At 55.4% G+C, this 10,968-nt stretch carries 10 protein-coding genes and 3 tRNA genes; 1 reads left to right on the plus strand and 12 read right to left on the minus strand.

The features are described from left to right. Positions 1-8 precede the first annotated feature (8 nt). The 9 genes from DOU50_RS14125 to miaB form a co-directional block, all read right to left on the minus strand. A complete protein-coding gene (locus tag DOU50_RS14125) occupies positions 9-734 on the minus strand; it encodes an amino acid ABC transporter ATP-binding protein (protein WP_014883001.1) in 726 nt (241 codons plus the stop codon). After that, entirely contained in the window at positions 734-1,408 is a 675-nt protein-coding gene (gene gltK, locus DOU50_RS14130) for a glutamate/aspartate ABC transporter permease GltK (protein ID WP_032649550.1), read from the minus strand. Before gltK ends, DOU50_RS14125 begins: the two co-directional genes overlap by 1 nt. Continuing rightward, positions 1,408-2,148, minus strand: a complete 741-nt coding sequence (gene gltJ / locus DOU50_RS14135; protein WP_008501048.1) for a glutamate/aspartate ABC transporter permease GltJ — start codon at positions 2,146-2,148, stop codon at positions 1,408-1,410. Before gltJ ends, gltK begins: the two co-directional genes overlap by 1 nt. A gap of 155 nt (positions 2,149-2,303) precedes the next feature. Then, positions 2,304-3,209, minus strand: a complete 906-nt coding sequence (locus tag DOU50_RS14140; protein ID WP_008501049.1) for an amino acid ABC transporter substrate-binding protein — start codon at positions 3,207-3,209, stop codon at positions 2,304-2,306. 353 nt (positions 3,210-3,562) lie between these two features. Next, positions 3,563-5,101, minus strand: coding sequence for an apolipoprotein N-acyltransferase (gene lnt / locus DOU50_RS14150; RefSeq protein ID WP_148769606.1), 1,539 nt, complete (start codon positions 5,099-5,101; stop codon positions 3,563-3,565). A 5-nt stretch (positions 5,102-5,106) separates the two neighbouring features. Further along, a complete protein-coding gene (gene corC, locus DOU50_RS14155; RefSeq protein WP_021242574.1) occupies positions 5,107-5,985 on the minus strand; it encodes a CNNM family magnesium/cobalt transport protein CorC in 879 nt (292 codons plus the stop codon). Positions 5,986-6,074: 89 nt separating this feature from the next. Next, positions 6,075-6,542: an rRNA maturation RNase YbeY gene (ybeY, locus tag DOU50_RS14160; protein ID WP_008501052.1), complete on the minus strand. Its 468-nt coding sequence runs from the start codon at positions 6,540-6,542 to the stop codon at positions 6,075-6,077. Further along, positions 6,539-7,585, minus strand: a complete 1,047-nt coding sequence (locus DOU50_RS14165) for a PhoH family protein (protein ID WP_148769607.1) — start codon at positions 7,583-7,585, stop codon at positions 6,539-6,541. Before DOU50_RS14165 ends, ybeY begins: the two co-directional genes overlap by 4 nt. A 163-nt stretch (positions 7,586-7,748) precedes the next feature. Next, positions 7,749-9,173, minus strand: coding sequence for a tRNA (N6-isopentenyl adenosine(37)-C2)-methylthiotransferase MiaB (miaB, locus tag DOU50_RS14170; RefSeq protein ID WP_024907023.1), 1,425 nt, complete (start codon positions 9,171-9,173; stop codon positions 7,749-7,751). Positions 9,174-9,308: 135 nt separating this feature from the next. Between miaB and ubiF the strand changes: the two genes are divergently transcribed. Next, the gene (gene ubiF / locus DOU50_RS14175; RefSeq protein WP_148769608.1) at positions 9,309-10,484 is read left to right on the plus strand and encodes a 3-demethoxyubiquinol 3-hydroxylase; all 1,176 of its coding nucleotides are present in this window, start codon (positions 9,309-9,311) and stop codon (positions 10,482-10,484) included. A gap of 106 nt (positions 10,485-10,590) precedes the next feature. On the opposite strand, the gene DOU50_RS14180 is transcribed toward ubiF, so the two are convergent. The 3 genes from DOU50_RS14180 to DOU50_RS14190 all read right to left on the minus strand — a co-directional run bounded on the left by DOU50_RS14180 (position 10,591) and on the right by DOU50_RS14190 (position 10,894). After that, positions 10,591-10,665 (minus strand) — tRNA-Gln (locus DOU50_RS14180). Between the two features lie 36 nt (positions 10,666-10,701). Next, a tRNA-Gln gene (locus DOU50_RS14185) sits at positions 10,702-10,776 on the minus strand. A 41-nt stretch (positions 10,777-10,817) separates the two neighbouring features. Beyond that, positions 10,818-10,894, minus strand: a tRNA-Met gene (locus DOU50_RS14190). Positions 10,895-10,968 lie beyond the last annotated feature (74 nt).

The raw sequence follows: 10,968 nt of genomic DNA on the forward strand, positions 1-10,968 counted from the left end.
CGGGAAGATTAGTGCAGGATTTTGGCGAGGAAGTCTTTGGCGCGCTCGGATTTCGGGTTAGCGAAGAACTCTTCTTTCGGTGAGTCTTCGACAATTTTCCCTTCGTCCATAAAGATCACGCGGTTGGCCACCTTACGGGCGAAGCCCATTTCGTGGGTCACCACCATCATGGTCATCCCTTCGTGCGCCAGTTCGACCATCACGTCCAGCACTTCGTTGATCATCTCCGGATCGAGCGCCGACGTGGGCTCATCAAACAGCATCGCCACCGGATCCATGCACAGCGCGCGGGCGATCGCCACACGCTGCTGTTGGCCGCCAGAAAGCTGCGCCGGGAACTTATCGGCATGCGCAGAAAGCCCAACGCGTTCCAGGAGCTTCAGACCTTTCTCGCGCGACGCTTTTTTATCACGCTTAAGCACTTTAACCTGCGCCAGCGTCAGGTTCTCAATAATAGAGAGGTGAGGGAACAGCTCAAAATGCTGGAATACCATGCCAACGTGAGAGCGAAGCTGGGCGAGGTTGGTTTTCTTGTCGTTGACTTTAGTACCGTTGACGACGATCTCACCCTGCTGCACTGGCTCCAGTCCGTTGACGGTTTTGATCAGCGTCGATTTACCGGAGCCGGACGGCCCGCACACTACCACCACGTCGCCTTTTTTCACTTCGGTGGAGCAGTCGGTCAGCACCTGAAAGTGCCCATACCATTTAGAAACATTTTTCAGGGAAATCATTATACCGTCCTTTTCTTCAGCCAACTGACCAACAGCGACGCGCTTAAACTAATCACAAAATAGACCGCACCCGCGAAGAGCACCATCTCAACCTGCGTACCATCACGCTCACCGATGGTTGACGCGGTACGGAAGAAGTCTGCCAGGCTCAGAACGTAGACCAGCGAGGTATCCTGGAACAGCACGATACCCTGGGTCAGCAGGAGCGGAACCATGGCGCGAAACGCCTGCGGCAGAATAATGAGCTGCATGGACTGCCAGTGCGTCATCCCCAGCGCCAGCGCGGCGCTGGACTGTCCGCGGGAGATACTCTGAATGCCCGCTCGGATAATCTCTGAATAGTAAGCGGCCTCAAACATCGAGAACGCTACCATCGCCGAGATCAGACGGATATCGGTTTTCGGCGACAGCCCCAGCACGTTCTGCAGGAAGCCGGGCACGATCAGGTAAAACCACAGCAGCACCATTACCAGCGGGATGGAGCGGAACACGTTAACGTAGGCGGTCGCGAACCAGGCGAGCGGCTTAAAGCTCGACAGACGCATAACGGCCAGCAGGGTGCCCCAGACGATACCGACGATGATGGCAATGACGGTGATTTTTAAGGTAATCATCAGGCCATCAAGCAGGTAAGGCATGGATGGAACGATAGAACTCCAGTCAAATTCGTACATTATTTGCCCCCCATGTTGCCCGGCAGGCGAATTTTGCGTTCAACCAGGTTCATCACCAGCATGATGAAAGCGTTTATCAGAACATAGGCGAGCGTGATCGCGGTGAAGGATTCCCACGCGTGAGCGGAGTAATCCAGCAGCTTGCCCGCCTGCGCAGCCATATCGACCAGGCCGATGGTCGAGGCGATGGCCGAGTTTTTCACCAGGTTCATCATCTCGGAGGTCATCGGCGGAACGATGACGCGGTAGGCGTTAGGCAGCAGCACGTAGCGGTAGGTCTGTGGCAGGGTTAACCCCATCGCCAGACCCGCATTTTTTTGTCCACGGGGCAATGACTGAATGGCGGCACGCACCTGCTCGCAAACGCGCGCAGCGGTAAACAGCCCCAGACACATCATGGAGGAGACAAAGAACTGTACGTTCGGATCCAGTTCCGACTTGAACCACATGCCAATATTTTCCGGAAGCAGTTCCGGGATAACCAGATACCAGGTAAAGAATTGCACGATCAGCGGAACGTTACGGAACAGTTCCACATACAGGGTGCCGAGTGTTGAAAGAAAACGGTTAGGGACGGTGCGCAGAATACCGAACAAAGAACCGACAAGAAACGCGATGATCCACGCCGTTATCGATAATGCCACGGTGACCTGAAAGCCGCTCCACAGCCAGCCAAGATAGGTGGTGTTGCCGAACGGGGCTTGTTGCAGAAATATGCCCCAGTTCCAGTCGATTGACATAATAAACTCCAGAAAAAAAAGGGTAGCAGCGCTACCCTCGAAGATTGGTGAGAAGCTCATTTTTCGCGCTGAGTGGGGAACGACCACTCAACGTATAGTCTGTCCATGCTTCCCGACAATCGAGAGGGCAGGAGATCCCGCCCCTGTTGTTCTAATTAGTTAAGAGCCTTGTCATTTGGAGATTTGAACAGCGCTTTCATGTCGTCAGACAGTTCAAAATTCATGTTCAGATTTTTAGGTGGAATTGGGTTCTTGAACCATTTGTCGAACCATTTTTCCGCTTCGCCGGAGGTCTGCACCTGAGCGATGGTGTCATCGATCAGCTTTTTGAACTGCGGATCGTCTTTACGCAGCATACAGCCGTAGGCTTCTTTCGACTGCGCGGTGCCGACGATATCCCAGTTGTCTGGTTTTTTCGCTTTCGCACGTTCACCCGCCAGCAGGGCGTCATCCATCATAAACGCGACGGCACGACCGCTTTCCAGGGTACGGAAGGAGTCGCCATGGTCTTTCGCGCTGATGATGCGCATATCCATTTTTTTCTCGTCGTTCAGCTTGTGCAGCAGCACTTCTGACGTGGTACCGGAGGTTACAACAACCGCTTTGCCTTTCAGGTCAGCGAAGTCTTTAATCTCACCGCCTTTCTTCGTCAGCAGGCGGGTGCCTACAACAAAGATGGTGTCAGAGAAGGCAGCCTGTTTTTGACGCTCGAGGTTGTTGGTGGTGGAGCCACACTCGAAGTCAAAGGTGCCGTTTTGCAACAGTGGAATACGGTTTTGTGAAGTGATAGGGATCAGCTTCACCTGCAGGTCAGGTTTGTTCAGCTTTTTCTTCACGGCTTCAACGATAGCGTTGGAGTAATCCTGTGAATAGCCCACGACTTTTTGCGTGTTGTCGTAGTAAGAGAACGGGACAGATGATTCACGGTGGCCGACCACGATGACGCCGTTTTTGGCAATCTTGTCGAGAGTGCTGCCTGCTGCAGGCGCATCTTCAGCGTGAACTACGCCAGCAGACATTCCCATAACCAGCATTGCTGTGGCCAGTTTACGTAATTGCATACCCAACTCCTTTTTTATCAGCGCCAGCGACGCATTGATACCCATTGTGATGTTGTTATATCTCGCGCAATGCGAGTGCAGTGTTATGCAAGCTTGTTAACATTTAGTCTGGCTTAATGTAAAGATTTTGCTGCGTTATTGTTTATTTTTGCGAAGCGCGCCGCACCATTCAGAGGCAAATATCTCCCGTTGCACCGTTTCGGTGCTACCGATGATCTACGCTGGTGCGACAAAGTTGCACGTTAAGCCAAACTGCGTTTACCTGAATAAACAAAGCAATAGGCGTGCCAGAATGGGAGTTTGGGAGGATTTGCCGGGTAAGCGTCAGCGCCACCCGGCAACAGAAGGGAAGGTTATTTACGACGCTGACGCAGGCTCATCAGCACCGCGCCAAAGCCGAACAGCGTGGTCAGTATCCACAGCGACCAGTTGCCGGTACGGGCGTATGGCGTCAGTCCCGTGGTCGGCGTGACGTTAGCGGTCAGTACCTCACGGGTAAACTGCGGGATCATCGCCTGAATTTCACCCTGAGGACCAATCACGGCGGTGATGCCGTTGTTGGTGCTGCGCAGCAGCGGACGCGCCAGCTCCAGGGAGCGCATACGAGCCATCTGGAAGTGCTGCCACGGGCCGATTGACTTACCAAACCAGGCATCGTTGGAGATGGTCAGCAGATAGTCAGTATCCGGGCGGAAGTTATCGCGCACCTGCTCGCCGAGAATGATTTCGTAGCAGATGGCCGGCGTCAGGGCAGCGCCGTGCGCGTGCAGCTGAGGCTGAACGTACGGTCCGCGGCTGAAGGAGGACATCGGCAAATCAAAGAACGGGGCCAGCGGGCGCAGAATCGATTCCAGCGGCACAAATTCACCAAATGGCACCAGGTGGTTCTTGTTGTACCGGTCAGTGGAGTGGTAGCTGTATTCGCTGTCTTTGCCGAGCGTAATGATGGTGTTGTAGGTGTCGTAGCGGTTCTGCTGATTCAGACGCGCATCGACAATCCCGGTGATCAGCGTGCTGCCGCGGGCCAGCAGCAGATCGTTCATCATGTTGAGGAACGGCTGCTGGTTGATCTCCAGATCGGGAATGGCAGACTCCGGCCAGATAATCAGCTGCGATTTACCCATCACCTCTTCGGTAGCGTTGGCGTAGATCTTCAGCGTGTTCAGCAGCTCTTTTTCGTCCCACTTCATGGACTGCGGGATATTCCCCTGCACCATGGAAACCCGCATGGCGCGATCGGGCTCAGGCGTGAACCACTGGATATAGCGCAGCGGGAAGGGTAGGGCGAACAGCACCAGCGCCACAGCCAGCGGTTTCCAGCCGCGCGTGACCAGCGCTAATACCAGCAGGCCGCTCACGACCATCAGCAGGAAGTTGATAGCTTCAACACCCATTACCGGTGCCAGGCCTTTCAGCGGGCCGTCAATCTGGCTGTAGCCGAACTGCAGCCACGGGAAGCCGGTCAGCACCCAGCCGCGCAGGAACTCGGTTACCTGCCAGACCACCGGCGCGGCAATGGCGACGCGCAGCCAGTTGGTTTTGGGCCACAGGCGAGAAAGGATGCCGGCGAACAGACCGGTATAGAGCGAGAGATAGGCGGCGAGCAGTACCACCAGGAAGACGTTTACCGGGCCAGGCATACCGCCAAACTGGGCGATGCTGACATAAACCCAGTTGATGCCTGAGCCAAACAGCCCCAGCCCCCAGAAGTAGCCGATAGCGGCAGCCTGTACCGGACGACGGTTCAGGGTCAGACCCTGAAGCCCCATCAGGGAGAGAATGGCCGCGGGCCAGATATCGTAAGGAGAAAAAGCCAGCGTACCGCTGGCTCCGAGTAACAGCGCCAGCAGCAAACGGACGCGCTGGCGTTCAAGCAATGGGGCAAATGCCATTTACATTAATCTTCCAGTTTTGGCACCGGTGAGTCGTCCGGCGTTCTGACGTGAACCTGTATAATACGTCGGCTGTCGGCCATGGCTACTTTGAACTGGTAACCGTCGATGTCAACGGTCTCTCCACGCGCCGGGAGGTGGCCAAAGGCCTGCATCACCAGCCCGCCAATGGTATCGACCTCTTCATCGCTGAAGTGGGTTCCGAAGGCGTCGTTGAAGTCTTCAATGGAGGCCAGCGCGCGCACGGTCCAGGTGTGGCGGCTAAGCTGACGGAAGTCGATATCTTCTTCTTCGTCGTACTCGTCTTCTATTTCGCCCACGATCAGCTCAAGGATATCCTCGATCGTGACCAGACCGGAAACGCCACCAAATTCATCAATAACAATCGCCATGTGGTAACGCTGAGAGCGAAACTCTTTCAGCATCCGATCCACACGTTTACTTTCCGGCACAACCACGGCCTGGCGTAACACTTTTTCCATGCTGAAGGCTTCGGCATCGCTGCGCATAAACGGCAGCAGATCTTTCGCCATCAAAATCCCTTCGATGTGATCTTTGTCTTCGCTGATGACCGGGAAACGCGAGTGGGCGGATTCGATGATCACATCGAGGCACTCGTCCAGCGTCTGGTTACGTTTCAGGGTGATCATCTGCGAGCGGGGGATCATGATATCGCGAACGCGCTGGTCGGCGATGTCCATTACCCCTTCGAGCATTTCGCGCGTATCTTCGTCGATAAGGTCGTTCTGCCCGGAATCACGAATCAGCTCCAGCAGTTCATCACGGTTTTTCGGTTCGCCGTGGAAAAGCTGGTTCAGAATGAGGGAGAAAAATCCCTTTTTACTGGTTGTCGTGTCGCTACTGTGTGAATTGTCGTCGCTCATGGCGTTTGTTAAGGGTTCTCTTGTTAGTTCAACGTTTACCGCCACGTGATGTCCTTTCGTGGCGGCAGGGGAGTCCGTCAGGTGACGGACTATTCTTTCTCGGCAATGTACGGATCCTCATAGCCCAGAGCAAGCATTATCTCTGTCTCGAGGGACTCCATCTCTTCCGCTTCGTCGTCTTCAATATGATCGTAGCCGAGCAGATGCAGGCTGCCGTGTACCACCATATGCGCCCAGTGGGCCTCAAGCGGCTTTTGCTGCTCTTTGGCTTCCTGCTCAACCACCTGACGGCAGATGATCAGATCGCCCAGCAGCGGCATCTCGATGCCCGGCGGCGCTTCGAACGGGAAAGAGAGCACGTTGGTCGGCTTATCTTTCCCGCGATAGGTCAGGTTAAGCTCATGGCTTTCCGCTTCATCCACCAGGCGAATCGTAACTTCTGATTCTTCCTGAAACTGAGGAATAACGGCATCCAGCCATTTCTGAAACTGTGCCTCATCTGGCATGCCGGAATTGTCTTCACAGGCCAGCTGTAAATCGAGGATCACCTGACTCATTTCTGTTCTTGCTCCTGCGCTTCGCGCTTACGTTCTGCGGCCAGTTCGGTCTTACGCTTCTGATCCGCCTCTTCCCAGGCTTCATAGGCATTAACGATACGCGCGACCACCGGGTGGCGTACCACGTCTTCACTGTGGAAGAAGTTAAAGCTGATTTCGTCGACCTCGGCCAGCACCTCAATGGCGTGGCGCAGACCGGATTTGGTACTGCGCGGCAGGTCAATCTGAGTGACGTCGCCGGTAATCACCGCCTTCGAGTTAAAGCCAATACGCGTCAGGAACATTTTCATCTGTTCAATGGTGGTGTTCTGGCTCTCATCGAGAATGATGAACGCATCGTTCAGCGTACGACCGCGCATGTAGGCGAGCGGGGCAACTTCGATAACGTTACGCTCAATGAGCTTCTCGACCTTCTCAAAGCCCAGCATTTCGAACAGCGCATCGTATAAAGGACGCAGATACGGGTCGACCTTCTGGCTCAGATCGCCTGGCAGGAAGCCCAGTTTTTCACCGGCTTCAACGGCAGGGCGGGTCAGCAGGATACGGCGGATTTCCTGACGCTCCAGCGCATCGACCGCCGCGGCAACGGCGAGATAGGTTTTACCCGTCCCCGCCGGACCCACCCCGAAGGTGATGTCGTGGTCGAGGATATTGGCGATGTACTGCGCCTGGTTTGGCGTACGCGGCTTAATGACGCCACGTTTGGTCTTGATGTTAATGGCCTTGCCGTAGTCCGGCACGCTTTCCGCGCTCTGCTCAAGCACGCGCGCCTCTTTAATGGCGAGGTGGATCTGTTCCGGCTCGATATCCTGCGTTTCGCCGCGCATTGGGGCGGTATCAACATACAGGCTACGCAGAATGTCCGCAGCGGCGTTGACGCAGATAGGGCGTCCGGTAAGTTTGAAATGATTATCGCGACGATTGATTTCGATACCCAGACGTCGCTCCAGTTGTTTGATATTGTCATCAAACGGCCCGCACAGGCTCAGCAGGCGAGCGTTGTCTGCTGGCTCAAGGCTAATTTCACGCGTATCTATGTTCAAACTGTTCCTCTTTAATTGGTTAACCGGTCCGTTGCGACAGGACGTAATAAAACGGTCATTACCGAAATTATTCACGCCACAGAATAAAGGCGCAAGCGTTGCGGAAGATATTGGGGACGATGAGAGGAAATACAAGGCCTGCCGGAAGGGCAGGCCATGAGGATTAAGGCTGGTAAATCCCAACGCCAGAATCGTTTTCTTTTCGGGTGCGCGAGATCACGGATTCCGGTGACTCGGCAATGCGCAGGCCCATTTCGTCCTCGGTGCGGACTACCTTCGCGCGCAGCGAGTTGGTCAGCACTTCAACAATCTCGACGTCTACGAATTTACCGATCATATCCGGGGTGCCTTCAAAGTTCACCACGCGGTTGTTCTCGGTACGACCGGACAGTTCCATAATGCTCTTGCGTGAGGTGCCTTCCACCAGAATGCGCTGAACGGTGCCGAGCATGCGGCGGCTCCAGGCGTTGGCCTGCTGAAGGATACGCTCCTGCAGAATATACAGACGCTGTTTCTTCTCTTCTTCCGGAACATCGTCAACCATATCGGCCGCCGGTGTTCCCGGACGCGCAGAGAAAATGAAGCTGTAGCTGACGTCAAAATTCACTTCACCGATGAGCTTCATGGTGCGCTCGAAGTCATCAGCGGTTTCGCCAGGGAAGCCGACGATAAAGTCGGAGCTAATCTGGATATCCGGACGCGCTTCACGCAGCTTGCGGATGGTGGACTTGTACTCCAGCACCGTATGCGGGCGGCCCATCAGGTTCAGCACGCGGTCAGAGCCGCACTGAATCGGCAGGTGCAGGAAGCTCACCAGCTCTGGCGTATCGCGATAGACGTCAATAATGTCGTCGGTAAATTCCATCGGATGGCTGGTGGTAAAGCGAATGCGGTCGATACCGTCAATCGCGGCCACCAGACGCAGCAGTTCGGCAAAGCTGCCGGTGGTGCCGTCGTAGTTTTCCCCGCGCCAGGCGTTAACGTTCTGGCCCAGCAGGTTCACTTCGCGAACGCCCTGCGCGGCAAGCTGTGCGATTTCAAACAGAATGTCATCTGCCGGGCGGCTGACCTCTTCACCACGGGTGTACGGTACCACGCAGTAAGTACAGTATTTGTTGCAGCCTTCCATGATCGAGACGAAGGCGGTCGGGCCATCGGCGCGCGGCTCAGGCAGACGGTCAAACTTTTCGATTTCCGGGAAGCTGACGTCAACGACCGGGCTGCGGTTGCCGCGAACCTGATTGATCATCTCGGGCAGGCGGTGCAGGGTCTGAGGGCCAAAGACAATATCCACATACGGGGCTCTCTGGCGGATCAGCTTGCCTTCCTGCGACGCAACGCAGCCACCCACGCCGATGATCAGGTCCGGATTTTTTCGCTTGAGAAGCTTCCAGCGGCCTAACACGTGAAAGACTTTTTCCTGCGCTTTTTCACGAATCGAACAGGTGTTCAGCAGCAGCACGTCCGCTTCTTTCACATTTTCTGTCAGCTGGTATCCGTGGGTTGAATCCAGCAGATCGGCCATCTTGGATGAATCGTATTCGTTCATCTGACAGCCCCAGGTTTTTATATGGAGTTTTTTAGTCATCGACTTGCTCAGCTCAGGATTGCAAGCCGCGTATTGTAATGCTTTGGTGGGGTTGTGACCAGTATGAAGGTTATGTGTCTCAGGACCGCAAAAATCCGGTAAACTTAAGGGATTCTCCAATAAGGAAAATTGACCATGACACTCCTACACACCGAAGTTGCCGTTGTCGGCGGCGGTATGGTCGGCGGCGCGCTGGCGCAGGGGCTGGCGCAGCAGGGATTTGAGGTAACGGTAATTGAACAGGCGGCTCCGCCGGCCTTCGATCCCGCCAGCAAACCGGATGTGCGCATTTCCGCGATCAGCGCGGCGTCCGTCGATCTGCTGCGCGGGCTGGGCGTCTGGGAGGCGGTGCTGGCAATGCGCGCGCATCCTTACAGCCGTCTTGAAACCTGGGAGTGGGAAAATGCCCACGTTGCGTTTGATGCCGCTGAGCTGAAGCTGCCGCGCCTGGGTTATATGGTGGAAAACAACGTACTCCAGCTGGCGCTCTGGCAGGCGCTGGAGACACATCCGAAGGTGACGCTGCGTTTTCCGGCCTCGATTAAGGCACTGCACCCTCACGAGAGCGGCTATCTACTGACGCTCGACAGCGGCGATGAACTGGCCGTGAAGCTGGTCGTTGGGGCGGACGGCGCTAACTCGCAGGTCAGACAGATGGCGGGTATCGGGGTTCATGCCTGGCAGTACGAGCAGTCCTGCATGCTGATTACCGTCGAGTGCGAGAATGCACCGGGAGAAAGCACCTGGCAGCACTTTACGCCGAACGGTCCGCACGCCTTTTTACCGCTGTTTGATAATTGGGCGTCGCTGGTGTGGTACGACAAACCGGCGCGTATTCGCCAGCTGCAGGGGCTTTCAATGGAACAATTGCAGCGGGAAATCCGCCTGCACTTCCCGAGCCGTCTGGGCAACGTTACGCCGGTCGCAGCAGGGGCGTTTCCGCTCACGCGCCGTCACGCTTTGCAGTATGCCCGTGAAGGGCTGGCGCTGGTGGGCGATGCGGCACACACCATTCATCCGCTGGCCGGGCAGGGCGTGAACCTGGGGTATCGCGACGTCGATGCGTTACTGGATGTGCTGGGCAGCGCCCGCGGACACGCGGAAAACTGGGCCAGCCATCAGGTGCTAAAGCGTTATCAGACGCGGCGTATGGCGGACAATTTCATCATGCAGTCGGGAATGGATCTGTTCTATGCCGGGTTCAGCAATGACCTGGCCCCGGTGCGCATTCTGCGTAATATTGGCCTGATGGCAGCGGAACGCGCCGGTGGTCTGAAGCGTCAGGCCCTGAAGTACGCCCTCGGACTCTAAACTTTTTTCCCTCTCCCCGTGGGAGAGGGCCAGGGTGAGGGCATCAGGCCGCACAATTCTGTACAAAAACAAAAAAGCCCGCAGAGCGGGCTTTTTTGTTACTAAGTGGCTGGGGTGCAGGGATTCGAACCCCGGAATGCTGGTATCAGAAACCAGAGCCTTACCGCTTGGCGACACCCCAATTGCGTTAAACAAACTGCTTAACGACTTTTTAAATTGGCTGGGGTACGAGGATTCGAACCTCGGAATGCCGGAATCAGAATCCGGTGCCTTACCGCTTGGCGATACCCCAACAATTTTTTTCATTACCGAACAACATCGATAATCTAAATTTGGTGGCTACGACGGGATTCGAACCTGTGACCCCATCATTATGAGTGATGTGCTCTAACCAACTGAGCTACGTAGCCAGTACTGCAATCTTCGATGGCTGGGGTACCTGGATTCGAACCAGGGAATGCCGGTATCAAAAACCGGTGCCTTA

It is taken from the genome of Enterobacter sp. C6, assembly GCF_008122455.1.
Taxonomy (GTDB): Bacteria; Pseudomonadota; Gammaproteobacteria; order Enterobacterales; family Enterobacteriaceae; genus Enterobacter; species Enterobacter pseudoroggenkampii.

What these genes read in the sequence shown, in the direction of transcription:
- gltK (WP_032649550.1), bottom strand. Translation starts at nt 1,408, where the DNA reads ATGTACGAATTTGACTGGAGTTCTATCGTTCCATCCATGCCTTACCTG.
- ybeY (WP_008501052.1), bottom strand. Translation starts at nt 6,542, where the DNA reads ATGAGTCAGGTGATCCTCGATTTACAGCTGGCCTGTGAAGACAATTCC.
- miaB (WP_024907023.1), bottom strand. Translation starts at nt 9,173, where the DNA reads ATGACTAAAAAACTCCATATAAAAACCTGGGGCTGTCAGATGAACGAA.
- gltJ (WP_008501048.1), bottom strand. Translation starts at nt 2,148, where the DNA reads ATGTCAATCGACTGGAACTGGGGCATATTTCTGCAACAAGCCCCGTTC.
- ubiF (WP_148769608.1), top strand. Translation starts at nt 9,309, where the DNA reads ATGACACTCCTACACACCGAAGTTGCCGTTGTCGGCGGCGGTATGGTC.
- DOU50_RS14140 (WP_008501049.1), bottom strand. Translation starts at nt 3,209, where the DNA reads ATGCAATTACGTAAACTGGCCACAGCAATGCTGGTTATGGGAATGTCT.
- corC (WP_021242574.1), bottom strand. Translation starts at nt 5,985, where the DNA reads ATGAGCGACGACAATTCACACAGTAGCGACACGACAACCAGTAAAAAG.
- DOU50_RS14125 (WP_014883001.1), bottom strand. Translation starts at nt 734, where the DNA reads ATGATTTCCCTGAAAAATGTTTCTAAATGGTATGGGCACTTTCAGGTG.
- lnt (WP_148769606.1), bottom strand. Translation starts at nt 5,101, where the DNA reads ATGGCATTTGCCCCATTGCTTGAACGCCAGCGCGTCCGTTTGCTGCTG.